This window comes from Pantoea eucrina, assembly GCF_002095385.1.
Lineage (GTDB): Bacteria > Pseudomonadota > Gammaproteobacteria > Enterobacterales > Enterobacteriaceae > Pantoea > Pantoea eucrina.
In genome coordinates, this window is sequence record NZ_MIPP01000024.1 from 38,416 (window position 1) to 62,111 (window position 23,696).

General features: G+C 57.5%; 21 protein-coding genes and 2 pseudogenes. 18 read left to right on the forward strand and 5 right to left on the reverse strand.

Features of this window, described 5'->3' with window-relative positions:
- Positions 1-274: 274 nt before the first annotated feature.
- From HA43_RS11790 to speG, 6 genes are all read left to right on the forward strand, one after another.
- Positions 275-1,843: an ABC transporter substrate-binding protein gene (locus HA43_RS11790; protein WP_094111730.1), complete on the forward strand. Its 1,569-nt coding sequence runs from the start codon at positions 275-277 to the stop codon at positions 1,841-1,843.
- Positions 1,843-2,895, forward strand: coding sequence for an ABC transporter permease (locus HA43_RS11795; RefSeq protein ID WP_065648635.1), 1,053 nt, complete (start codon positions 1,843-1,845; stop codon positions 2,893-2,895). The genes HA43_RS11790 and HA43_RS11795 overlap by 1 nt, the downstream gene beginning before the upstream one ends.
- Positions 2,892-3,749, forward strand: a complete 858-nt coding sequence (locus HA43_RS11800; protein WP_065648634.1) for an ABC transporter permease — start codon at positions 2,892-2,894, stop codon at positions 3,747-3,749. Before HA43_RS11795 ends, HA43_RS11800 begins: the two co-directional genes overlap by 4 nt.
- Positions 3,739-4,572: an ABC transporter ATP-binding protein gene (locus HA43_RS11805; protein WP_094111731.1), complete on the forward strand. Its 834-nt coding sequence runs from the start codon at positions 3,739-3,741 to the stop codon at positions 4,570-4,572. Before HA43_RS11800 ends, HA43_RS11805 begins: the two co-directional genes overlap by 11 nt.
- On the forward strand, positions 4,565-5,230 hold the full coding sequence (locus HA43_RS11810) for an ABC transporter ATP-binding protein (RefSeq protein ID WP_039379752.1): 666 nt from the start codon (positions 4,565-4,567) through the stop codon (positions 5,228-5,230). Before HA43_RS11805 ends, HA43_RS11810 begins: the two co-directional genes overlap by 8 nt.
- A 105-nt stretch (positions 5,231-5,335) precedes the next feature.
- Positions 5,336-5,881, forward strand: coding sequence for a spermidine N1-acetyltransferase (gene speG / locus HA43_RS11815; protein WP_039379754.1), 546 nt, complete (start codon positions 5,336-5,338; stop codon positions 5,879-5,881).
- A 205-nt stretch (positions 5,882-6,086) separates the two neighbouring features.
- On the opposite strand, the gene HA43_RS11820 is transcribed toward speG, so the two are convergent.
- From HA43_RS11820 to HA43_RS11835, 4 genes are all read right to left on the reverse strand, one after another.
- Entirely contained in the window at positions 6,087-6,509 is a 423-nt protein-coding gene (locus HA43_RS11820; protein ID WP_094111732.1) for a hypothetical protein, read from the reverse strand.
- 99 nt (positions 6,510-6,608) lie between these two features.
- Positions 6,609-7,541: a homocysteine S-methyltransferase gene (mmuM, locus tag HA43_RS11825; protein WP_039379758.1), complete on the reverse strand. Its 933-nt coding sequence runs from the start codon at positions 7,539-7,541 to the stop codon at positions 6,609-6,611.
- Positions 7,531-8,943 carry an S-methylmethionine permease gene (gene mmuP / locus HA43_RS11830; RefSeq protein WP_039379760.1) on the reverse strand — a complete coding sequence of 471 codons (1,413 nt, stop codon included), beginning with the start codon at positions 8,941-8,943 and terminating at the stop codon, positions 7,531-7,533. Before mmuP ends, mmuM begins: the two co-directional genes overlap by 11 nt.
- 132 nt (positions 8,944-9,075) lie before the next feature.
- Positions 9,076-9,414: a DUF2002 family protein gene (locus tag HA43_RS11835; protein WP_039379762.1), complete on the reverse strand. Its 339-nt coding sequence runs from the start codon at positions 9,412-9,414 to the stop codon at positions 9,076-9,078.
- 148 nt (positions 9,415-9,562) lie between these two features.
- Between HA43_RS11835 and HA43_RS11840 the strand changes: the two genes are divergently transcribed.
- The 12 genes and pseudogenes from HA43_RS11840 (at position 9,563) to emrB (ending at position 22,698) form a co-directional block, all read left to right on the forward strand.
- Positions 9,563-9,877: a DUF883 family protein gene (locus tag HA43_RS11840; RefSeq protein WP_039379764.1), complete on the forward strand. Its 315-nt coding sequence runs from the start codon at positions 9,563-9,565 to the stop codon at positions 9,875-9,877.
- A 262-nt stretch (positions 9,878-10,139) separates the two neighbouring features.
- Positions 10,140-10,382 (forward strand): glutaredoxin-like protein NrdH, encoded by a 243-nt coding sequence (gene nrdH / locus HA43_RS11845; RefSeq protein ID WP_094111733.1) that lies wholly within the window; start codon positions 10,140-10,142, stop codon positions 10,380-10,382.
- Between the two features lie 4 nt (positions 10,383-10,386).
- Positions 10,387-10,791, forward strand: a complete 405-nt coding sequence (nrdI, locus tag HA43_RS11850) for a class Ib ribonucleoside-diphosphate reductase assembly flavoprotein NrdI (protein WP_039379768.1) — start codon at positions 10,387-10,389, stop codon at positions 10,789-10,791.
- On the forward strand, positions 10,770-12,908 hold the full coding sequence (gene nrdE, locus HA43_RS11855; RefSeq protein ID WP_094111734.1) for a class 1b ribonucleoside-diphosphate reductase subunit alpha: 2,139 nt from the start codon (positions 10,770-10,772) through the stop codon (positions 12,906-12,908). The genes nrdI and nrdE overlap by 22 nt, the downstream gene beginning before the upstream one ends.
- Before the next feature lie 7 nt (positions 12,909-12,915).
- The gene (nrdF, locus tag HA43_RS11860) at positions 12,916-13,875 is read left to right on the forward strand and encodes a class 1b ribonucleoside-diphosphate reductase subunit beta (protein ID WP_039385618.1); all 960 of its coding nucleotides are present in this window, start codon (positions 12,916-12,918) and stop codon (positions 13,873-13,875) included.
- Between the two features lie 473 nt (positions 13,876-14,348).
- A complete protein-coding gene (gene proV, locus HA43_RS11865) occupies positions 14,349-15,545 on the forward strand; it encodes a glycine betaine/L-proline ABC transporter ATP-binding protein ProV (protein ID WP_094111735.1) in 1,197 nt (398 codons plus the stop codon).
- Positions 15,542-16,707, forward strand: a pseudogene (gene proW, locus HA43_RS11870) (glycine betaine/L-proline ABC transporter permease ProW). The gene proV and the pseudogene proW overlap by 4 nt, the downstream one beginning before the upstream one ends.
- 63 nt (positions 16,708-16,770) lie before the next feature.
- A complete protein-coding gene (gene proX, locus HA43_RS11875; protein WP_094111736.1) occupies positions 16,771-17,766 on the forward strand; it encodes a glycine betaine/L-proline ABC transporter substrate-binding protein ProX in 996 nt (331 codons plus the stop codon).
- A gap of 176 nt (positions 17,767-17,942) precedes the next feature.
- Complete coding sequence (locus HA43_RS11880; protein ID WP_094111737.1) at positions 17,943-19,121, forward strand: MFS transporter; 1,179 nt, start codon at positions 17,943-17,945, stop codon at positions 19,119-19,121.
- A 174-nt stretch (positions 19,122-19,295) separates the two neighbouring features.
- Positions 19,296-19,826 carry a transcriptional repressor MprA gene (mprA, locus tag HA43_RS11885; RefSeq protein WP_039379772.1) on the forward strand — a complete coding sequence of 177 codons (531 nt, stop codon included), beginning with the start codon at positions 19,296-19,298 and terminating at the stop codon, positions 19,824-19,826.
- 148 nt (positions 19,827-19,974) lie between these two features.
- Positions 19,975-21,147 carry a multidrug efflux MFS transporter periplasmic adaptor subunit EmrA gene (emrA, locus tag HA43_RS11890; protein WP_094111738.1) on the forward strand — a complete coding sequence of 391 codons (1,173 nt, stop codon included), beginning with the start codon at positions 19,975-19,977 and terminating at the stop codon, positions 21,145-21,147.
- A gap of 16 nt (positions 21,148-21,163) precedes the next feature.
- A pseudogene (emrB, locus tag HA43_RS11895) lies at positions 21,164-22,698 on the forward strand (multidrug efflux MFS transporter permease subunit EmrB).
- 40 nt (positions 22,699-22,738) lie between these two features.
- Here the strand turns inward: emrB and HA43_RS11900 are convergent.
- Positions 22,739-23,696: tRNA/rRNA methyltransferase (locus HA43_RS11900; protein WP_094111739.1), on the reverse strand; the 958-nt coding region annotated here is incomplete at its 5' end.

Here is a 23,696-nt window from a genome sequence, read left to right on the forward strand (position 1 = left end):
CATGAGCGTTTTATCTAAATTTTGTTGCCGTTTGGTTGAGCAAGCTATTAACGATCTGCGACAGTCGCCCCATTCATCGGGAGAAAAGCCGGGGGCTGAAACATTTCTGAAAAAGCGTATCTGATGCGTACTATGCTGGTTATTAGCGGCCATAACCCTTATAACAGAGCCGCCGGGCTTAGAACCTAAAAGCATATGCATAGCCATAAATAGACTATTCTTCACTGGTACGCTCTCGTAAACTCGCGTTACTTTTTTAAGGCAAGGAAACAACATGAAAAAAATTATTCCCTCACTGCTGGCGCTGTCGCTGGTGGCCGCCTTCTCTGCGCACGCTGTCACACCCAAAGATACGCTGGTGATTGCACAGTCTACCGATGATGCTGACAGCTTCGATCCGGCGCAGGGTTTTGAACTCACCACGGTACAGTCATTCACTAATATCTATCAGCGTCTGGTTCAGTCCGATCCGCAAAACCCGACTGACCTGAAACCGACGCTGGCGACCTCATGGCAGCCGGGCAGCGATAACCGCAGCCTGACGTTTGAGCTGCGTAAAGATGCGACCTTTGCCAGCGGCAACCCGCTGCGCCCGGAAGATGTGATCTTCTCGCTGGGTCGCGTGGTTAAACTCAATCTTGACCCCTCTTTTATCCTGACGCAGCTCGGCTGGAATAAAGATAACGTTGATAGCTTCCTGAAAAAGGTGGATGACCAGCACGTACAGATCAGCTGGAACGCTAACGTCAGCCCGGCCTATGTGCTGAGCCTGCTCTCGGCACCGGTCTCTTCTATCATCGATGAAAAAACGGCGCAGGCTAATGCGAAAAACGGTGATTTCGGTCATGCGTGGCTGGGCACTCACTCTGCCGGCAGCGGCCCGTATCAGATCCGCAAAGTTGTGCTGCATGAAGCGGTTCTGCTGACGGCAAACCCCTCTTCTCCCGCCGGCGCGCCGAAGCTGAAGAACATTCTGATCAAAAACGTACCGGAGCCTGCGGCGCGCCGCCTGCTGCTGGAACAGGGTGATGTGGATATCGCACGTAACCTGGGCGCTGACCAGATTGCCGCGCTAAAAGGCAAGGCGGGCGTCAAAACTGACGCGATCCCGATGGCGTCGCTCTATTACATTCAGTTTAACGTCGGCAAAGATCCGGTGCTGAAAAATCCGGCGCTGTGGGAAGCGGCACGCTACCTGTTCGATTATAAAGGCATTGCCGATAACCTGCTGAAAGGGCAGTTTGAAGTGCATCAGACCTTCCTGCCAAAAGGCTTCCTGGGCGCGCTGAATGAAACGCCATACAGCTACGATCCGGAAAAAGCCAAAGCGATTCTGAAGAAAGCGGGCCTGACCAATGTGAGCTTTACCCTCTCCACCAGCAATCAGCCGCCTTATCTTGATATCGCTCAGGCGCTGCAGGGCAGCTTTGCGAAGGGCGGCGTAAAAGTTGAGGTACAGCCGGGCCTCAGCTCTGAAGTCTCAACGCGCGTTAAAGCGCATCAGTTTGAAGCGACTCTGAACGCCTGGGGTGCCGATTATTTCGATCCCAATACCAACGCCGCCTCATTTGCCTATAACCCGGAAGATGGCAGCAAAACCATCGCCTACCGCTCTGACTGGCACATTCCGGAGCTGAGCAAGCAGACGCTGGCTGCCACAGCGGAAGCGGACAGCAACAAACGCGCAGAGCTGTACCAGGCGATGCAGCGCGAAGTGCTGAAAAACTCCCCGTACGTGATTGGCCTGCAGGCGCGTAATCTGGTTGCGCTGCGCGACAATCTGAAAGGCTATGTGCAGGGTATTAACCCCGATATGGTCTATTACGCGCAGGTCTCTAAATAATGTCCGTATCTGCTTCACAGACCGGGTTCGCCCGGTCACTCTGGCAGCGCGGCAGCCGCCTTGTCACCAGCCTGCTCTCGCTGCTGGTGACGCTGCTCGGGCTGCTGGCGTTTACCTTTATGCTGTCGCACCTCTCACCGGTCGATCCGGTGCAGCAGATTGCCGGCGATCACGCCAGCGAAGCGACCTACGCGCAGGTGCGGCACGATCTCGGACTTGACCAGCCGGTGCTGGTGCAGTTCTGGCGCTATATCAGCCACCTCGCGCGCGGCGATTTGGGTCTCTCTCATCTGACAAATCAGCCGGTGAGCGCCGACCTGCTGCGTACCTTCCCGGCCACGATTGAGCTGGCCACCTGCGCGATGATCTTTGCCGCCGTGTTTGGCGTGGCGCTGGCGCTGCTGGCGGCGTGGAAGCCGGGCAGTGTTATCGACAACGTGGCGCGTTTTATTTCGCTGCTGGGCTATTCGGTGCCGGTGTTCTGGCTTGGGCTGCTGGGCCTGCTGCTGTTCTACGCGGTGCTGCACTGGTCAGCCGGACCGGGCCAGCTGGATGATATCTGGGTCTATACGCTGGAACCCAAAACCGGCTTTGTGCTGATCGACAGCTGGCTCTCCGGCGATCCGGAGATGTTCCGTAACGCGATTGCGCACCTCTGGCTGCCGGTCGTGATCCTCGGTCTGCTGGCGATGGCGGGCATTACCCGCCTGCTGCGTGCGGCGCTGCTCGAAGAGAGCAGCAAAGAGTATGTGGTACTGGCACGCGCAAAAGGCGCAGGCCGCACGCGCATCCTGCTGCGTCATATCCTGCCCAACGTCACCGGTACGCTGATCACCGTGATTGCGCTCTCGTATGCCACGCTGCTGGAAGGCTCGGTGCTAACAGAGACCGTATTCGCGTGGCCGGGCGTGGGGCGCTATATGACCAACGCCCTGTTCTCAGCGGATGTGCCGGCTATCCTTGGCGCCACGCTGCTGATTGGCGGCTGCTTTATTCTGCTTAACGCCGTGGCTGACGCCCTGACCTGGTTAACCGATCCGAGAACCCGATGACTCAACAACTTCACGAACTGGAAAGCGTGCGTCCGCGTCGTCGTCGGGCGCGCGTGACTTCCCTCTCCATCGGCCTGACGCTGGTGGTGATTCTGATTGCGATGGCGCTGCTGGCACCCTGGCTGGCCCCGTTCGATCCGAATGTGCAGACCATTAACCAGCGCCTGCTGCCGCCCTCCGCCCTGCACTGGTTTGGCACCGACGGCTTTGGCCGCGACCTGCTGTCGCGCGTGATTTACGGTGCGCGCCCGACGCTGCTGCTGGTGTCGCTGATTCTGGTACTGACGATCCCGGTGGGATTACTGATTGGTATTACCGCCGGTTACGTCGGCGGCTGGACCGAGCGCGTGCTGATGCGCATTACCGATATTTTCCTGTCGCTGCCGAACCTGGTGATTGCGCTGGCGCTGGTCGCCATGCTCGGTCCGGGCCTGATGAATGGCGCGCTGGCGCTGGCGCTGACCAGCTGGCCGCCGTTTGCCCGCCAGGCGCGTGCAGAGACGCTGGCGCTGCGCCGCAGCGACTATCTTGCCGCCGCACGCATGCAGGGTATCACCGGCCTGCGGCTGATGTTCGGCCATATTCTGCCGCTCTGCCTGCCGACTGCCGTTGTGCGTGCTGCGCTCAGCCTCGGCGGTATTATTCTCTCCGCTGCCGGTCTCGGCTTCCTCGGTATGGGCGTACAGCCCCCTACTGCCGAGTGGGGCTCGATGGTTGCTGAAGGGAGTAAAGTGATTTTCGATCAGTGGTGGGTGGCGGCTGCGCCCGGCGCTGCGATTCTGTTCGCCAGCCTGGCGTTTAACCTGACAGGCGACGGCCTGCGCGATCGACTGGATACCCGCCATGCCAAATGAGTTATTGATTGATGCCCGCGGGCTGAGCATCCGCAGCGGCGACGCGCTGCTGGTGGATAACATCAGCTTTCAGATTGGCCGCGAACGCGTGGCGCTGGTCGGTGAGTCCGGCTCCGGCAAATCGCTTACCGCACGCTCGCTGATGGGCCTGCTCTCCCCTTCCCTGCAGCTGCAGGCTGAACGTCTGCGGATTGCCGGTGCTGATGCTCAGCGTCTGCAAGAGCGTGACTGGATCACGCTGCGCGGCGGAAAAGTAGCGATGGTGATGCAGGACCCGAAATATGCGCTTAACCCGACGCGCACCATCGGCTGGCAGGTAGAAGAGCCGCTGATTTTACATCGCAAGCTGAGCCGCGCTGAGCGACGCGAGAAAGTGTGTGAGATGCTGGCTGCCGTTGGCCTGCCTGAACCGCGTCAGCTGATGAAGCGCTATCCGCACCAGCTCTCCGGCGGCATGGGTCAGCGCGTGATGCTGGCGATTGCGCTGATTACCGATCCGGAACTGCTGATTGCCGACGAGCCAACCTCCGCGCTCGATCACGCCATGCGCGATCAGGTGCTGGCGCTGATCCGCCGGCTGGTGGAGCAGCGTAATATGGGGCTGCTGCTGATCAGTCACGATCTGCAGCAGGTCTCAGAGCACTGCGAACGGGTGATGGTGATGTATAAGGGCCGGCTGCTTGATACGCTGCCTGCCGCACAGCTCTCTCATGCTACCCACCCCTATACCCGCACGCTGTGGGCCTGTCGTCCCGGTAAGGCGACGCACGGCGAACGTCTGCCGGTGCTGGATCGCGCCGCGCTGGAGAGAGAGAATGATTGAGTTATCAAACCTGAGCGTTGCCCATAAGCACGGCTATGAGCTGCGTACCGTGGTGCACGACGTCTCCCTGCAGGTCGCTGCCGGTGAGTGTTTTGGTCTGGTTGGCCCATCCGGCTGCGGCAAATCGTCGCTGCTGTGGGTGCTGGCCGGTCTGAATCCGCACTGGCAGGGCGAGATGACGCTGGCGCAGACGGCAGTCCAGCCGGGCAAAGCCTTTACCGGCCAGCTGCGACGCGATGTGCAGATGGTGTTTCAGGATCCGTATGCCTCGCTGCATCCGCGCCATCGCCTGCGCCGCACGCTGGCGGAGCCGCTGAAGTTGTTAAAGCGCGATAATATCGATGACCGCATCGACGCAGGCTTTCGTCACGTGGGTCTCGATCCGGCGCTGGCGAACCGCTATCCGCATCAGCTCTCGGGCGGACAGCGCCAGCGCGTGGCGATTGTGCGCGCGCTGCTGCTGGAACCTAAAATCCTGCTGCTGGATGAACCGACATCGGCGCTGGATATGTCAGTTCAGGCGGAAATCCTCAACCTGCTGAACGATCTCAAACAGAACGACGGGCTGACCATGGTGCTGGTCAGCCACGATCCGGACGTTATCGATCATATGTGCGACCGCGCGGCGCATATGGCGCAGGGACGGATCGTGGGCTAACGGCGCAAGGGTCCCGGGTCGCATATGCCTGCATCACATCTGCAGGGTGCGCATTTATGCGCACCTCGTATTCAGGCGCACTCCACTAAACATTCAGGAACTGTTATGACGGTGAAATTACGCCCTCTGGAGCGGGAAGATCTGCATTTTGTTCATCAGCTGGATAACAATGCCAGCGTAATGCGCTACTGGTTTGAAGAGCCTTATGAGGCGTTTGTTGAGCTCTCCGACCTCTATGACAAGCATATTCACGATCAGACCGAACGACGCTTTGTGGTCGAGTATGAAGAGGAAAAAGCGGGACTGGTCGAGCTGGTGGAGATTAACCATGTGCACCGCCGCGCGGAGTTTCAGATCATCATCGCGCCGGGGCATCAGGGGAAAGGCTTAGCCAGCAAGGCGGCGCGGCTGGCAATGGATTACGGTTTTTCCGTGCTGAATCTCTACAAGCTCTATCTGATTGTTGATCAGGAGAATGAGAAAGCGATTCATATCTACAGTAAGCTGGGCTTCGAAGTCGAAGGCGTGCTGAAGCATGAATTTTTTATCAACGGTGAATACCGTAACACCATCCGCATGTGTATTTTTCAGCAGCAGTATCTCGCCCAGCATAAACCCGGCAACGCCATGGTCAAGCCCACCGCCCAGTAAGCAGCGAATTTTACAGGTTTGCAGGGGCGCATGAATGCGTCCCCTACGGTAATCCTGAGGCAGCTGAACATTATGCCAGGGGCGCATTAATGCGCCCCCTACGGCACCTGAACCCTTCGTAGGGACGCCATTAATGGCGCCCTGGCCGACGTTGCCGGGAATCTGCCAGGAGCGCATGAATGCGCCCCCCACGAACCCGCGGGGGCTAGCGGCCGCGCGCGCCTGTTACGTTCAGTACCGGCTGCGGATGATCCGGCTTCAGGGTATACATCCCGCCATAGAACGGATCGACTAACAGCCAGCCCGGGAAGCCGAGCAGCGGAATATTTCCCAGCACGTACCAGAGATTGGCACTCGCCTCAATGGGCAGCGTCAGCGGGACATAGCCCGGGCTTTCCAGCATGACCTGATAATGTTTTTTGCCGAAGTAACTGCCGTTTGATTTTGCCAGGTCTACGGTCTGGGGCGTGTAGCCCTGCGCCACCGCGCGCCCGGTCTCATCCTGTACCGTAAAGCGGGCGCCTTGCGGAATGGAGTCAATTTTTACCGGCTGCGTGTCTGTACCGACAATAGTGGCGCAGCCGCTTAGCAGCAGCGCGCAGGCGGGAAGAGTGTGTCGCAGGTTCATAGCAGATCCGCATCAGAGTCAGAGAGCACAGTGTAAACCGTGCTCTCTGGCTTTTCACTGACGACAATCGCGCTATCAGTGTGCTTTTTTTGTGCTTATTCAGCGTTGACAACAGGCAGCAATTGCCCGGATATCCTCAGGCGACGTCCGGCAGCAGCCGCCAATCAGCTGCGCACCCGCCTGCTGCCATTCGCTAAACTTCTCCTGCAGCGTGCAGCCAGAGGGTGCCGAGTGCCAGCTTTTACTCTCTGCATCATATTGCTCGCCCGAGTTAGGGTAGACCAGCAGCGGCTTCTGCGTCAGCGCCTGCAGCGTCCGCAGCGCCGGTGTGACGCTCTCCAGCGCGATACAGTTGATCCCCACCGCCACCACCTGCGGTGCCGCGTTAATCACCTTCATCACGCTCTCAAGCGGCGTGCCGTCGCTGATATGCTCTGCATCACGCAGCGTAAACGAAAACCACGCGCTGCTTTGCGGAAATTCAGCCAGCAGCGCGATCAGCGCCTGCGCTTCACCAAACGACGGCAGCGTTTCACACGCCAGCAGATCGACACCCGCTTCCAGCAGCGCCGCCACGCGCGGCCGGTGGAAATCTTTCATCTCTTCCGGCGGCAGCGCGTAATCGCCGCGATATTCGGCCCCGTTTGCCAGATAGGCGCCCCACGGCCCCACTGAACCGGCGACCAGCAGCGGCGCCGTGGTGCCGGAAGCGGCGCGATAATCATCGCGTGCACGCTGCGCCAGCGTCACGCTCAGGCGAATCAGCTCGCCCGCCTTGCCGCTCTCCAGACCGCGCGCGGCAAAACCGCGCGGCGTTGCCTGATAGCTGGCGGTGATCGCCACCTGCGCGCCGGCAGCAAAGTAGTCGCGGTGCACGGCATAAATCAGTTCCGGCTGCTCCATCAGCACCTTTGCTGACCAGAGGGAATCTGCCAGATCGCAGCCGCGCGCCTCCAGCTCGGTGGCCAGCGCGCCATCAAGGATCAGCGGACGGGTCTGGGTGAGTGCTTCAGCAATCGGGTTACGCGGCATGGTTGCTCTCCTGCGTCTTAAGGGGTTTACGTCGCCGGGTAACATAGTAAGCAGCATAACAGAGCAGTACAAACGGAATACCGCACCAGAGCGCAATGCGCTGCGACGGATCGAAGGCCAGGCCCACGCACGCCAGCAGGCAGAGCACAAACCCCAGCACCGGCACCACCGGATAGAATGGCGCGCGCCAGGCGAGCTGTCTGATATCTTTGCCTGCACGCACGTAGCGCCGGCGGAAAACGTAGTGCGAGGCGCAGATGCTGAGCCAGACGGCCACCACGGCAAAACCGGAGATCGCCGACAGCGCCACAAATACCGTATCCGGCGCGATCACGCTGGAGAAGAGCGCCAGCAGGCCCCCCAGCATGCTGATGGTGATCGCCAGCACCGGAATACCGCGCCGGTTCACGCGCGCAAAACAGCGCGGCAGCGTATTTTCATTCGCCAGCGACCAGAGCATGCGTCCGGAGGCATAGAGGCCGGAGTTAGCGGCGGAGAGGATCGCCGTGAGAATCACAAAATTGAAGATGTCAGCCGACCAGGGAATACCGATTTTTTCAAACACCAGAACAAACGGGCTTTTGACGATGCCCGCCTGGTCCATCGGGATAAGTGCCGCCAGCACAAACACCGTGCCGACAAAAAAGATAATCAGGCGCGCGACGGTAGTACGGATAGCCAGCGGCAGCGCTTTCTGCGGATCCTCGGTCTCCCCTGCTGCAATCCCAATCAGTTCAGTACCGGAAAACGCAAAGTTTACCGCCACCATGGTCATCAGAATCGGCAGCGTGCCGTGCGGTAGCCAGCCTGACGCCGTCAGGTTATGCAGGCCAGGCGCGGCAGAGCCATCTTTCAGCGGGATAAAGCCAAACATCGCGGCGCCGCCCAGCACAATAAAGGCGATGATGGTGACCACTTTAATGACTGAGAACCAGAACTCACCTTCGGCAAAAAAGCGCGTCGAGATGATATTCAGCAGATAGATAGCCAGGCAGAACACCAGGCACCAGAGCCAGACCGGCACCGTCGGGAACCAGTACTGCATACAGAAACCGGCCGCGGTCAGGCTCGACCCCAGCGCCACGGTCCAGGTGAGCCAGTAGAGCCAGGCGACGGTATAGCCCGTGGCCGGGCTCAGATAACGTGCGGCATAGACGTGAAACGCGCCGGTTTCCGGCATCGCTACCGCCAGCTCGCCCAGGCAGGCCATGACCAGCCAGACCACCAGCGCGCCAATCAGATAGGCCAGCAGCGTGCCCGCTGCACCGGTGGTTGAGATGATATAGCCGGTATTGAAAAACAGGCCGGTGCCGATGACGCCACCCAGCGACAGCATCACCAGGTGCCGCACTTTCATCGTGCGTTTAAAACTTTCCTGCGGAGGGGTATTCGCGCTTTGCATACTGATAATCCATATGGACGTCTAAACTTCTATATGGATATAGAGTTATACGCATCCGCGCTGCGTTTTGCAACGTGGCAGAAACCGGGGATGGTGCAGGCCGGGAGAGCCCCGCGTTAACGGGGCGGGAAATCAGGCGCCAAACACGCCCTGCAGATAGCGCTCCAGCGCAACGCGGGAGCTGAAACCGTGGGGAATACCGTAATGCTCCTGTGAATCACCCATCAGGTAGAGAGGGAATTGCGTGTAGTGATCGCAGGTTTTCATCTCTGAGGCGGGCTCAGCAAAGTGCTGGCTTTTCTCTTTCAGCGTAGGATGGATCACCAGCGCCGTGCGTCCCAGACGCGCCTCACGGTTAACATAGACGTAGTTTTCACCACGACGGTAACCATAGGTTTTTGGCGTCAGAACATCCATTTCGAATCCTGCTTTTTCCAGTACGCGCGCAACCTCATCCGGACGTAAATACATGCTTGCTCCTCTCTTCTCACAGCCCCGCAACCTTACAACAGACCTGGGGTACAGACATTCGGATTTTCCCTAAAGCCTGGCATAGCGCTGCGTTTAATCACGTATCGTCTACACTTAGTATTACGTTTTAAATTAAAGGGAGCGAAAAATGTTTAATCGAACCACTAAAAACGATGACATTGATATCAATCAGGATGTAAACGATCTGGCTGATTCGCTGGAAGCGTTGCTTAAGTCTTATGGCAGCGACGCCAAAGATGAAGTCGACAGCGCGCGCGACAAGGCGCAAAAATTGCTGAAGCAGACCCGCGCGAAAATGAACGGCAATAGTTCAGTTTCCCAGGCGGCACGCGATGCAGGCTATCAGGTTGACGCCTACGTACGCGATAAGCCGTGGCATGGCGTAGGGCTGGGTGCCGCCGTGGGCCTGGTTCTGGGTGCACTGCTGGTGTCCCGCCGCTAACCGGCACATGATTCTGAAAAAGCCCTGCTGATGCAGGGCTTTTTTTTGCCTTTCAGCGACCAGAAAAATTTTTTCCATTGCAAAAAGCGCAGCCTGCCTGGGTTGTTTTACCGTCAGAGCAATACCCCTTCAGTTATCGGGTTGACCGCCACAAATACCACATCTAGTATCTAATTATACAAAAGACGCTACATATTGATTTATACCCGGTTGCGCCTGGCAACAGCAGCTATCTTCCTGTCACTAAAAGGAAATGCGAATCATGAGCATTATTATTTACACTAAGAGTAACTGTGTCCAGTGTGATACTACTAAAAATGCCCTGGACCGCTGCGGCATGACGTATCAGCTCATCAACCTTGATACCGCGCCGGAAGCGCTCGAAGAAATTAAAGCGCTGGGATACCGCCAGGTGCCGGTTGTCATGACGCCGGATGACAGCTGGAGCGGTTTCCGTCCGGATAAAATTGCTGCGCTGCGGCACTCCGCTGCGGTAAGTGAATAGCGCCATGTATCCGCTGGTCTATTTTTCCAGCCGGTCAGAAAACACCCACAGGTTTATTACCCGCCTGGCGCTGCCGGCGCACCGCATTCCTGCAGAAGCTAACCAGCGGCTGCAGGTTGACCACCCCTATATTCTGGTGGTGCCGAGCTATGGCGGCGGCGGTGTGCAGGGGGCCGTCCCGCGCCAGGTGATTCAGTTTCTTAACGACAGCGCAAATCGTCGCGGCATCCGCGGCGTCATTGCCGCCGGCAACCGCAATTTCGGCAGCGGTTTCTGCCTGGCAGGCGACATCATTGCGCGTAAATGTCAGGTGCCCTGCCTTTATCGCTTTGAAATGATGGGCACACCGGAAGACATTGCGCAGGTTAAAGCAGGAGTAACCCAATTTTGGCAACAGCAGACACCCTGAACAGCACGCAGCTCGATTACCACGCGCTGAACGCGATGCTGAATCTGTATGACACAGCGGGTCATATTCAGTTTGAAAAAGATCGCGAAGCGGCGCGGCAGTTTTTCCTGCAGCACGTTCAGCCCAATACGCTGACCTTCAGCTCCGCCGCTGAGCGGCTGCGCTATCTGGTTGAGGAAGGCTACTACGAAGCCAGCGTCCTGAATCAGTATGACTTTCGCTTTCTCTGCGCGCTGCATGACGAAGCGGATGCGCAGGATCACCGCTTTCACACCTTCCTCGGTGCCTGGAAGTTTTACACCAGCTATACGCTGAAAACCTTTGATGGCAAACGCTACCTGGAGACCTTCACCCAGCGCGCCTGCATGGTGGCGCTGACGCTGGCGCGTGGCGATGAGCAGCAGGCACGGGCGCTGCTGACAGAGATCCTGAGCGGCCGCTTCCAGCCCGCCACGCCTACGTTTCTGAACTGCGGCAAACAGCAGCGCGGTGAGCTGGTCTCCTGCTTCCTGCTGCGTATTGAAGATAATATGGAGTCGATTGGCCGCGCGGTGAACTCTGCCCTGCAGCTCTCTAAACGCGGCGGCGGCGTGGCGTTTCTGCTTTCTAACCTGCGCGAAGCGGGAGCGCCGATCAAGCGTATCGAAAACCAGTCATCCGGCGTGATCCCGGTCATGAAGATGCTGGAGGATGCGTTCTCTTACGCTAATCAGCTGGGCGCGCGTCAGGGGGCCGGTGCGGTCTGGCTGAACGCCCATCATCCCGATATTCTGCGCTTCCTCGATACCAAACGTGAAAACGCGGATGAAAAAATCCGCATTAAAACGCTCTCGCTGGGCGTAACGATCCCGGATATCACTTTTCAGCTGGCAAAAGAGAACCGGGATATGGCGCTGTTTTCGCCGTATGACGTTGAGCGCATCTATGGCAAAGCGTTCGGCGATATCAGCATCAGCGAGCACTATGACGCGATGCTGGCGGACGAACGCATCCGCAAAACCTATATCAACCCGCGCGACTTTTTCCAGACGCTGGCAGAGATCCAGTTTGAGTCGGGCTACCCCTATATCATGTATGAGGATAGCGTTAACCGCAGTAATCCGATTGCCGGGCGCATTAATATGAGCAACCTCTGCTCAGAGATTTTGCAGGTCAACAGCGCCAGCGAACTGAATGAGGATCTCAGCTACCGGCGCACGGGCAAAGATATCTCCTGTAATCTCGGCTCGCTGAATATCGCACACGCGATGGATTCCCGTGACCTCCCCCGCACCGTGGCGGTGGCCGTGCGGGCGCTCACCGCCGTGTCAGAGATGAGTGAGATCGCTTCGGTGCCGTCCGTCGCCGAAGGCAATCGCCGTTCACACGCTATTGGCCTCGGGCAGATGAATCTGCACGGCTATCTGGCGCGGGAAGGTATCGCCTACGGTTCAGATGAGGCGCTGGATTTCACCAACCTCTATTTTTACTGCGTCACGTTTCACGCACTGCGTACCTCAAACCAGCTGGCCCGGGAGCGTCAGCGCAGCTTTGACGGGTTTGAACAGTCTCACTACGCCAGCGGAGAGTACTTCGATAAATATATTACGTGCAGCTGGCAGCCGCGCACCGCGCGCATTGCGCAGCTATTTGACGATGCCGGTCTTGTCCTGCCGACGCAGGCTGACTGGCAGGCGCTGCGGTCGGCGGTGATGCAGCACGGGCTGTTTAACCAGAACCTGCAGGCAATCCCGCCAACCGGTTCTATCTCCTACATCAACCACGCCACCTCAAGTATTCATCCGATTGTGTCGCGCATTGAGATCCGTAAAGAGGGTAAAACCGGACGCGTCTATTATCCGGCGCCGTTTATGACCAATGAAAACCAGGCGTTTTATCAGGATGCCTACCAGATTGGCCCTGAGGCGATTATCGATACCTATGCGGAAGCAACCCGGCATGTCGATCAGGGATTGTCGCTGACGCTGTTTTTCCGCGACGACGTTACCACGCGCGATATCAACAAAGCGCAGATTTACGCCTGGAAAAAGGGCATTAAAACGCTCTATTACATTCGCCTGCGTCAGATGGCGCTACAAGGCACGGAGGTTGAGGGCTGCGTCTCCTGCGCCCTGTAAAGTTATGATGAAACTTAATGCTATTCAGGCGATTAACTGGAATCGCCTGCAGGATGATAAAGATCTTGAGGTCTGGAACCGTCTCACCAGTAATTTCTGGCTGCCGGAAAAAGTGCCGCTTTCCAACGATCTGCCTGCGTGGCAGGCGCTGGCACCGGCGCAGCAGCAGCTGACTATCCGCGTATTTACCGGCCTGACGCTGCTCGATACGATTCAGAATGTCGTGGGCGCACCGGGCCTGATGCCGGACGCCGCCACGCCGCACGAAGAAGCGGTGCTGTCAAATATCAGCTTTATGGAGGCGGTACACGCCCGCTCCTACAGCTCGGTTTTCTCCACGCTATGCAACACGGCAGACGTTGACGCTGCCTACCGCTGGAGCGAAGAGAACGCCGCGCTGCAGAAAAAGGCGCAGATCATTCTGGCGCACTATCAGGCGGACGATCCGCTGAAGAAAAAGATCGCCAGCGTTTTCCTGGAGTCGTTTCTGTTTTATTCCGGCTTCTGGTTGCCGATGTACTGGTCCAGCCGGGGCAAGCTGACTAACACCGCCGATCTGATCCGCCTGATCATCCGCGATGAGGCGGTTCATGGTTACTATATTGGCTATAAATATCAGCAGGCGCTGCAGCACGCCGATGCCGCGCGGCGTGAAGCGCTGCAGCAGTTCGCTATCGATCTGCTGCTGGAGCTGTATGAAAACGAACTGGCTTATACCGATGCGCTGTATGGGGAATCGGGCTGGGCGGAAGAGGTAAAAGCCTTTCTGCACTACAATGCTAATAAAGCGCTGATGAATCTGGGCTATGAAGCGCTGTTTCCGGCGGAGATAGCAGCAGTCAACCCGGCAATACTGGCGGCATTGTCGCCGAACGCAGATGAAAACCACGACTTCTTCTCCGGCTCCGGCTCCTCCTATGTCATGGGCAAAGCCGTGGAAACGGAAGATGAGGACTGGGATTTCTAATCGGCTCTGGCGCCAGGTGGGTAGTCCTCTCTGGCGCTCCTGATGCAACGCAGTGGCGGCTCTGCGGATCGCCACTCCGCGTAATGGCCTCACGCGCCCTGCGGAACGTCCTTATGATAAACGCAATCTCCTGTTTCATCCTGCCTTACTTATCTATCAACGCACCGGAATATTTCCGACACTCAGCGTCCGCTATTTAATTAATATCAGTGCCGTTAAAGCGCGATTTATCCGCATTTCACGCAGCGATTTGACTAAAACCTGCCAAATTTCACAAAAAATTCAGAAAAAATTGATCCGCGCTCATCCCTCGTGGGCTCTGGAATTAGCGGCAATAGTCAGGATGCATTTGCCGGAAATATTCTGTGCAAGGGTTGTCAGACACTCTCACTATGTTAGGTTATAGGGCGCTTAAATTTAATCAGGGTACAACAAGAAATAGTCAGACATTTAACCAGGAATGTAATTATTGCATGGCAATTAAACTCGAAGTTAAAAATTTATATAAAGTATTTGGCGATCATCCGGAAAAGGCATTTAAGCTCATTGCGCAAGGCGCAAGCAAAGAGACAATTCTGGCGAAAACCGGTCTCTCAGTAGGCGTACAAAATGCCAGTCTGGCCATTGAAGAAGGCGAGATCTTCGTCATCATGGGGCTGTCAGGATCTGGAAAGTCCACCATGGTTCGCCTTCTCAATCGTCTGATAGAGCCCACGCAGGGCCAGGTGATTATCGATGGTGTCGATATTGCTAAAATATCAGATAGCGAACTGCGTGAAGTACGCAGAAATAAGATCAGTATGGTGTTTCAATCCTTCGCGCTTATGCCACATATGACGGTACTGAATAATACCGCCTTTGGAATGGAATTAGCTGGCACGCCGCTTCATGAACGTCAGGAAAAAGCGCTTGAGGCATTGCGTCAGGTAGGGCTGGAAAATTATGCCAATGCTTATCCGGATGAACTTTCCGGCGGTATGCGTCAGCGCGTGGGATTAGCGCGCGCGCTGGCAATTAATCCCGATATTTTACTGATGGATGAAGCGTTCTCCGCTCTGGATCCCTTAATTCGTACCGAAATGCAGGATGAGCTGGTAAAGCTGCAGGCAAAACATCAGCGCACCATTGTCTTTATTTCTCACGATCTTGACGAAGCCATGCGTATTGGCGATCGCATTGCCATTATGCAGGGCGGCGAAGTGGTTCAGGTTGGTACGCCTGATGAGATCCTCAATAATCCCGCGAATGATTATGTCCGCACCTTTTTCCGCGGTGTGGATATTAGTCATGTCTTTAGCGCTAAAGATATTGCGCGCCGCAGTGCCGGAGCGCTGATCCGTAAAGCGCCCGGCTTCGGTCCGCGCTCCGCCATTAAGCTGCTGCAGGATGAAGACCGCGAGTTTGGCTATGTGCTGGAAAAACAGAAGTTTGTTGGCGTGGTCTCCAGTGATTCGCTGAAAGCGGCGCTGGCCGCCGGTGCCGGGCTGGATAGTGCGCTGCTGGAAGCCCCGCAGGCGGTGCCTGCTGATACCTCACTGAATGATTTGCTTTCCCATGTGGCGCAGGCGCCGTGCGCCGTACCGGTAGTCGGTGAAGATAATCAGTACGTCGGTATCATCTCTAAAAGCATGTTATTGCGCGCGTTAGACCGTGAAGGAGCCCAGCCATGAGTAAACACACCGCCAACCCATGGGATAGCGCCAGCCAGAGCGCAGCGCAAACAACCACGCCTGATGCCAGCGCCGCCGATCCCTGGTCAGGTGCCGCTTCAGCCACGCCTGCAGAGAGCAGCACCGGTGGCGCAGATGCGTGGGGGGATCCCGCAGCCACCAGCGGCGGTCATGACGCTGCCACTGGCACGGCCAGCGGCAGCGACTGGCTCAACAGTGCACCTGCACCAGCGCCAGAACATTTCACTATCATGGACCCGTTCCATAAAACCTGGATTCCGCTCGACAGCTGGGTGACCGAGGGCATCGACTGGGTCGTGAACCACTTCCGCCCGCTGTTTCAGGGTATCCGCGTTCCGGTGGATTACATCCTGAGCGCCTTCCAGCAGCTGCTGCTGGGCATGCCGGCACCGGTGGCGATTGTGCTGTTCGCGCTGATTGCCTGGCAGATTGCGACGCCGGCGATGGGCATTGCCACGCTGGTTTCACTAATTGTAATTGGCGCGATTGGCGCATGGTCGCAGGCCATGGTAACGCTGGCGCTGGTGCTCACCGCCCTGCTGTTCTGTATTGTCATTGGGCTGCCGCTGGGTATCTGGCTGGCGCGCAGCGAGCGTGCCGCGCGTATCGTCCGTCCGCTGCTGGATGCGATGCAGACCACGCCCGCCTTTGTTTATCTGGTGCCGATTGTGATGCTGTTTGGTATCGGCAACGTACCAGGCGTGGTGGTAACCATCATCTTTGCGCTGCCGCCGATTGTGCGCCTCACCATTCTCGGTATTAAACAGGTGCCTGCTGACCTGATTGAAGCCAGCGAATCCTTCGGCGCCAGCCCGCGTCAGATGTTGTTTAAGGTCCAGCTGCCGCTGGCGATGCCAACTATCATGGCCGGGGTTAACCAAACGCTGATGCTGGCGCTATCAATGGTGGTTATCGCCTCCATGATCGCGGTCGGCGGACTGGGCCAGATGGTGCTGCGCGGCATTGGCCGCCTCGATATGGGGCTGGCCACCGTGGGTGCGTCGGCATTGTGATCCTCGCCATTATCCTCGATCGCCTCACGCAGTCGGTTGGCCGCGATAGCCGCAGCCGGGGTAGTCGTCACTGGTACAGCACCGGTCCGGTTGGCCTGCTACTGCGTCCGTTCAGTAAAAAAGCCTGATTTTTTTGGGCGGTCCGTCGTGGCCGCCCGTCTCCGACGTCACACGTAAAATAAGGAATGACTATGCGCAAGACAGCTCTGTTCGCTGCCGTCCTGACGACGTTCGCCGCGACGCACGTGTCCGCCGCCGACCTGCCGGGTAAAGGCATTACCGTTAAACCGCTGCAAAGCACCATTGCTGAAGAAACCTTCCAGACGCTGATTGTCAGCCGCGCGCTGGAGAAACTCGGCTATAGCGTGGAGAAACCGGGCGAAGTCGATTACAACGTGGCTTACACCACAATCGCTGCCGGTGACGCTACCTTTGTGGCCACTAACTGGCAGCCGCTGCACGACGATATGTATAAAGCCGCTGGCGGTGACAGCAAGTTTTACCGCGAAGGCACCTACGTTGGCGGTGCTGCCCAGGGCTATTTAATTGACAAAAAAACCGCTGAAAAATATCACATCACCAATATTGAACAGCTGAAAGATCCAAAAATTGCCAAACTGTTCGACAGTAACGGGGATGGTAAAGCGGACATGACCGGCTGTACGCCGGGCTGGGGCTGCGAAGCGGTGATTAATCACCAGAACAGCGCGTTTGGCCTGGCCGATACCGTTACCGCCAATATGGGTAACTATTCGGCAATGGTGGCCGATACGCTGGCGCGCTTCAAACAGGGTAAACCGATTCTCTACTACACCTGGACACCTTACTGGTTGAGCGATGTGCTGAAACCGGGCCGTGACGTAGTCTGGCTGCAGGTGCCGTTCTCCTCCCTGCCTGGCGAACAGAGCAAAGTGGATACCAAACTGGCAAATGGTGCGAATTACGGCTTTCCGGTGAACACCATGCATATCGTGGCGAACAGAGCCTGGGCAGAGAAAAACCCGGCCGCCGCGAAGCTGTTTGCGGAGATGAAGCTGCCGATTAAGGATATCAACGCGGAGAATGCCGCCATGCATGCGGGTCAGGCATCTGAAGCGGATATCAACCATCATGTGGATGGCTGGATTAAAGGTCATCAGGCGGAGTTTGATAAGTGGATCAATGACGCTCTGGCCGCCGCGAAATAAACGCCATCGTTTTATGTAGTCAGCGGGCGGCCTTCGGGTCGCCCGCACTGTTTCCGTCGCCGATAAGCGCAGCGTGCGCTATAACGCACTGGTACGTCCTGTTAATTATCACAACTATGAAATAATTTTTTCGGTTACTATTATCCCCATATGATTATTTCACTGTGTATCCGCTCATGAGCTCATCTCCGGCACGCCTCAGTGCCCCATTAGTGGCGCTGATGTCAGTCGCGACAGGGCTGGCGGTGGCCAGTAACTATTACGTGCAGCCGCTGCTCGATACGATTGCGCATCAGTTTGGTCTCTCTGTCAGCGTAGCGGGCTTTATCGTGACCACCGCGCAGCTTGGCTACGCCTGTGGATTGCTGCTGCTGGTGCCGCTGGGCGATATGCTGGAACGGCGTGCTCTGATTGTTTCAATGAGCCTGCTGGCGGCGGGCGGCATGATGCTGACCGCCCTCTCCTCTTCGCTGACGCTGATGCTGCTGGGTACGGTGGTAACCGGTCTCTTCTCAGTGGTGGCACAGCTTCTGGTGCCGCTGGCGGCCACGCTGGCTGCTCCGGAAAAGCGTGGCAAAGTGGTAGGTACGGTCATGAGTGGCCTGCTGCTGGGCATTTTACTGGCGCGTACCGTTGCCGGCGCGCTGGCTCAGGTTGCCGGATGGCGCAGCGTTTACTGGTGCGCCAGCGTGCTGATGATCCTGATGGCGCTGGCGCTGTGGCGCTATCTGCCGCGCTACCAGCAGCGCGTGCCGCTTAACTACCTGCAGCTGCTGCGCTCAATTTTCTCCCTGTTCAGCGCCGATCGGGTGTTACGTACCCGGGCGCTGACCGGCTGCCTGAGTTTTGCAAACTTCAGCATGCTCTGGACTTCAATGGCCTTTCTACTCGCTGCACCGCCGTGGAATTTCAGCGAGGGCGAGATCGGCCTGCTGGGTCTGGCAGGAGCTGCAGGCGCGCTTGCGGCGCGTCAGGCGGGCGGACTGGCAGACCGGGGCAAAGCAAAACTCACCACCAGCGCCGGACTGGTGATCATGCTGATCTCCTGGGGCGTTACCGCACTCGGCAGCAGCAGCCTGCTGGCGCTGATTGCCGGCATTGTGCTGCTGGATCTGGCGGTTCAGGGCGTACATATCACCAACCAAAGCGTTATCTATCGCACTATGCCCGAAGCGCGTAATCGCCTGACGTCCGGCTATATGACCAGCTATTTTACCGGTGGGGCGCTCGGCTCGGTGATCTCGGCCAACGCCTTTCATCTGTTTGGCTGGTATGGCGTCTGTGCGGCGGGTGCCCTGGCGACGCTACTTAATCTGATAATCTGGTGGCGTAACGCCAGCGCAGAGCCTGCCTGAGCAAGAAAAACAGCGTAAATCGGTAAGCGGCGCTGTCCATTAACAGGTGAGTTTGATATCGTTAGCAGTGTACTTATTCACTGTAGTTATTTTTACTCTCGAAATTATTCCACAGCGAAGCGGTTAGCGCGCTGAATGTGATAATTCTACGTTGCAATCAAGAGGTTTTTTTAGATGGAAAGTTCGTTTACTCCCATTGAGCAGATGCTGAACGTCCGGGCAAATCGTCATAAAGATTTTCCGCTGCAGGAGATTATCCTGACCCGCCTGTGTATGCATATGCAGGGCAAGCTGCTGGATAATCGCAACAAGATGCTCAAGGCACAGGGAATTAACGAAACCTTATTTATGGCGCTGATCACGCTGGATGCGCAGGAAAACCAGAGCATTCAGCCATCAGAACTGAGTGCGGCACTGGGCTCTTCACGCACCAACGCCACGCGCATTGCGGATGAACTGGAAAAGCGCGGCTGGATCGAACGCCGTGAAAGCGACAACGATCGCCGCTGCCTGCATCTGCATCTGACGGAAAAAGGCAACGAGTTTCTGCGTCAGCTGCTGCCGCCCCAGCACCAGAGCCTGCAGTATCTCTGGTCGTCACTGAGCGCCACCGAGCAGGAGCAGCTGGAAGCCATCACGCGCAAGCTGCTTAACCGTCTGGACAAAATGGACGAAGATCAGGTTATCGCCTCACTCTCTCGCTAATAGCAAGAAGTGCGACACAACCCCCTGCCGAAATCGCTATTTTAATTTTCCTTTATCTGGCCAGCGCCTTTTGCGCTGGCTTTTTCGATTCGGGTTACCGTGTTGATGGATCAGCACACCCCGACTTATGGCAAACGTGGAGAACGACATGAGTGCGACAGCGGAAGCTCAAAGCCCGCAACAGCCTGCAAACAAGAAGAAGAAGCGTAAAATTGCGCTGATCCTGCTGGCTGTCGTGTTTATTGTGGCCGGTATTGGCTATCTGACTTACTGGTATCTGGTGCTGCGTCATTTTCAGGAGACTGATGATGCCTATGTAGCAGGCAATCAGGTGCAGGTGATGGCGCAGGTTTCCGGCAGCGTTAACAAAGTATGGTTTGATGATACCGATCGCGTCAAAAAAGGCGACGTGCTGGTCTCACTGGATAAAACCGATGCGCAGCAGGCCTTTGAAAAAGCGCAGACCGCCCTGGCCACCAGCGTCCGCCAGACGCACCAGCTGATGATCAACGGCAGGCAGTATCAGGCCACGATCAAGCTGCAGCAGACGGCACTGGAACAGGCTGAAGCCGATCTGAAGCGCCGCGAACCGCTGGGCGCCTCAAATCTGATTGGCCGTGAAGAGCTGCAGCACGCGCGTGACGCCGTGGCAACCGCGAAAGCGCAGCTTGACGTCGCTGTGCAGCAATATAATGCCAATCAGGCGATGATTCTGAACACCAGTCTGGAAAACCAGCCTGCGGTGCAGCAGAGCGCCGCTGCCCTGCGCGACGCCTGGCTTAATCTGCAGCGTACCGATATACGCAGCCCGATTGATGGCTATGTTTCACGCCGCAGCGTGCAGGTAGGCTCGCAAATCTCCACCACCACCCCGCTGCTGGCCGTAGTGCCCGCCACCAACCTGTGGGTAGATGCCAACTTCAAAGAGACGCAGCTTGCCGGCGTCCGCATCGGTCAGTCTGCAACTGTAGTCAGCGATATCTATGGTGATGATGTGGTCTATCACGGCAAGGTCGCGGGGCTCGATATGGGAACCGGCAGCGCCTTCTCGCTGCTGCCCGCACAAAACGCTACCGGCAACTGGATCAAAGTCGTACAGCGCCTGCCGGTGCGTATTGAACTGAACCCGGATGAAGTGGCGGCGCATCCGCTGCGCATCGGACTCTCGACTCTGGTGAAGGTTGATACGCAGAACAAAGAGGGTGCAGTGCTGGCAGGCGCCGTTCGTCCGCAGGCCGCCTATGAGAGCAACGCGCTGGCGATTGATCTTGCGCCGGTCAACCAGATGATTACCGCTATCGTTCGTGCCAACGCGGGCTGATCCGCCGGAGACTGTTATGGCACAAAAACCGCTTGAGGGCGCGCCACTTGTTCTGATGACTATCGCCCTGTCGCTGGCGACATTTATGCAGGTGCTCGACTCAACTATCGCCAACGTGGCGATCCCGACCATTGCCGGTAATCTGGGCGCGTCAAATTCACAGGGCACCTGGGTTATCACCTCGTTCGGGGTGGCTAACGCCATCTCGATCCCAATTACCGGCTGGCTGGCAAAGCGCATCGGTGAAGTGAAACTTTTCACCTGGGCAACCATTCTGTTTGCGCTCGCCTCCTGGGCGTGTGGCATGTCAGAAAGCCTGGAGATGCTGATCTTTTTCCGTATTCTGCAGGGGATTGTGGCCGGTCCGCTGATCCCGCTGTCGCAAAGCCTGCTGCTGAGTAACTACCCTCCGGCTAAACGCAGTATTGCCCTGTCGCTGTGGGCGATGACGGTGATCGTTGCGCCAATCTGCGGCCCGATCCTGGGCGGCTGGATCAGCGATAACTATCACTGGGGCTGGATCTTCTTTATCAACGTGCCGATTGGCATCGTGGTGGTGATGCTGACGCTGCAGACGCTGCGCGGCCGTGAAACCAAAACCGAGATCCGTCCGATCGATATTGTCGGACTGGTGCTGCTGGTGGTGGGCATCGGCGCGCTGCAGGTGATGCTGGATCGTGGTAAAGAGCTCGACTGGTTCAGCTCGACAGAGATTATCGTGCTGGCGGTGGTGGCCGTGGTAGCGCTGGCGGTGCTGCTGGTGTGGGAGCTGACGGACGATCATCCGATCGTTGACCTGTCGCTGTTTAAAATGCGCAACTTCACCATTGGCTGTCTGTCGATAAGCCTGGCCTACATGCTCTACTTCGGCTCCATTGTGCTGTTGCCGCAGCTGCTGCAGGAGGTCTACGGCTATACCGCCACCTGGGCCGGACTCGCATCTGCCCCGGTCGGGATTATTCCGGTGATCCTCTCACCCATTATTGGCCGGTTCGCCCACAAGCTCGATATGCGCCGGCTGGTAACCTTTAGCTTTATCATGTACGCCGTCTGTTTCTACTGGCGCGCCTACACCTTTGAGCCTGGCATGGACTTCGGCGCATCCGCCTGGCCGCAGTTTATTCAGGCTTTGCCGTGGCCTGTTTCTTTATGCCGCTGACCACCATTACGCTGTCGGGACTGCCGCCGGAGCGCCTCGCCGCAGCCTCCAGCCTCTCTAACTTTGTGCGTACGCTGGCAGGATCGATCGGAACCTCTATTACCACGACCCTGTGGACCAACCGCGAGTCGATGCATCACAGCTATCTGAGCGAATCCGTCAATCCTTACAACCAGAATTCGCAGGAGATGTATGCGCAGCTGGAAGGCATGGGCATGAGCCACCAGCAGGCGTCTGCGTGGATTGCGCGGGAGATCACTAATCAGGGCCTGATTATTTCAGCCAATGAGATTTTCTGGGCGTCTGCGGGGGTGTTTGTGATTCTGCTGGTGCTGGTTTGGTTTGCCCGTCCGCCATTTGGTGCAGGCGGCGGAGGGGGTGGCGCACACTGAGCCGCCACCATGCAAAACGGGCCGCTATGGCCCGTTTTTTTTATGCGTTCTGACGCCACCATTCGGCCAGCAGAATACCGGTTGCTACCGAGACGTTCAGGCTCTCAACGTGGCCGGTTCCGCCAATCGACAGGTTGAGTTCGCCCTGCCGGAAGGTGCTGTCTGAAAGCCCTTCCCGCTCCTGACCCAGCACCAGTACCATTTTCGCCGGCAGTTCGGCGCGCGCCAGCGGCGTGCCCTCGTGGCTCGACGTGGTCACGATGGTGTAGCCCGCCTTGCGGAACGCATCAAGGCTTGCAGCGAAATCTTCGCCGTTGATCGCCTGTACGTGCTCAGCGCCGCCTTCAGCAGTACGCACGGCGGCGCCCGACTCCAGCTGCGACGCGTCGTTCACCAGCAGCCCCTTCACGCCAAAATGCGCGCAGCTGCGCATAATGCCGCCCAGGTTATGTGGATTGCTCACATCTTCCAGCGCCAGCACGCAATCTTTGTGCTCGGCCTTTTTCAGCCACTCTGATACCGCCATGCCGCTGCGCTTTTTGATAATAAAGCAGACGCCGCCGTGATGTTCAGTACCGGACGCTTTCGCCAGCTCAGCCTCCTCAACCACGTGATACGCTTTGCGGTTTGCGGCCAGCCAGCGCAGCGTTTCGCGGAAGCGCGGCGTAACGCTCTGGACAAACCAGGCGCGCACGATGCTCTCCGGACGGCTCAGGAAGAGCGCCTGACAGGCGTTTTCGCCATAGACGCGCGTCTCTTCCTGACGCTGACGGCGGATCTGCTCGGAATCGATTACCGGCTTCGCGTCAGCGGCGTCATCCGCCGGGCTGTCGGCAGCGGCAACCGGCGGGCGGGATACGGTGCGCCACGGCGAATCACTGAAGCCGCGATCGTCGCGGTCGTTACGCTCAGGGCGGCTGCTGCGCTCGCTACGGTCATTACGATCCGTGCGGCGGCCGCGGCCGGCATCATCGCTGCTGCGCGGCGCGCGTGAGCGG

Coding starts and splice junctions, on each gene's coding strand:
- proV (WP_094111735.1), top strand. CDS start 14,349: ATGGCAATTAAACTCGAAGTTAAAAATTTATATAAAGTATTTGGCGAT.
- HA43_RS11800 (WP_065648634.1), top strand. CDS start 2,892: ATGACTCAACAACTTCACGAACTGGAAAGCGTGCGTCCGCGTCGTCGT.
- HA43_RS11795 (WP_065648635.1), top strand. CDS start 1,843: ATGTCCGTATCTGCTTCACAGACCGGGTTCGCCCGGTCACTCTGGCAG.
- nrdF (WP_039385618.1), top strand. CDS start 12,916: ATGAAACTTAATGCTATTCAGGCGATTAACTGGAATCGCCTGCAGGAT.
- emrA (WP_094111738.1), top strand. CDS start 19,975: ATGAGTGCGACAGCGGAAGCTCAAAGCCCGCAACAGCCTGCAAACAAG.
- nrdI (WP_039379768.1), top strand. CDS start 10,387: ATGTATCCGCTGGTCTATTTTTCCAGCCGGTCAGAAAACACCCACAGG.
- mmuM (WP_039379758.1), bottom strand. CDS start 7,541: ATGCCGCGTAACCCGATTGCTGAAGCACTCACCCAGACCCGTCCGCTG.
- proX (WP_094111736.1), top strand. CDS start 16,771: ATGCGCAAGACAGCTCTGTTCGCTGCCGTCCTGACGACGTTCGCCGCG.
- speG (WP_039379754.1), top strand. CDS start 5,336: ATGACGGTGAAATTACGCCCTCTGGAGCGGGAAGATCTGCATTTTGTT.
- mmuP (WP_039379760.1), bottom strand. CDS start 8,943: ATGCAAAGCGCGAATACCCCTCCGCAGGAAAGTTTTAAACGCACGATG.
- HA43_RS11840 (WP_039379764.1), top strand. CDS start 9,563: ATGTTTAATCGAACCACTAAAAACGATGACATTGATATCAATCAGGAT.
- HA43_RS11880 (WP_094111737.1), top strand. CDS start 17,943: ATGAGCTCATCTCCGGCACGCCTCAGTGCCCCATTAGTGGCGCTGATG.
- HA43_RS11835 (WP_039379762.1), bottom strand. CDS start 9,414: ATGTATTTACGTCCGGATGAGGTTGCGCGCGTACTGGAAAAAGCAGGA.
- HA43_RS11805 (WP_094111731.1), top strand. CDS start 3,739: ATGCCAAATGAGTTATTGATTGATGCCCGCGGGCTGAGCATCCGCAGC.
- mprA (WP_039379772.1), top strand. CDS start 19,296: ATGGAAAGTTCGTTTACTCCCATTGAGCAGATGCTGAACGTCCGGGCA.
- HA43_RS11810 (WP_039379752.1), top strand. CDS start 4,565: ATGATTGAGTTATCAAACCTGAGCGTTGCCCATAAGCACGGCTATGAG.
- nrdH (WP_094111733.1), top strand. CDS start 10,140: ATGAGCATTATTATTTACACTAAGAGTAACTGTGTCCAGTGTGATACT.
- HA43_RS11820 (WP_094111732.1), bottom strand. CDS start 6,509: ATGAACCTGCGACACACTCTTCCCGCCTGCGCGCTGCTGCTAAGCGGC.
- HA43_RS11790 (WP_094111730.1), top strand. CDS start 275: ATGAAAAAAATTATTCCCTCACTGCTGGCGCTGTCGCTGGTGGCCGCC.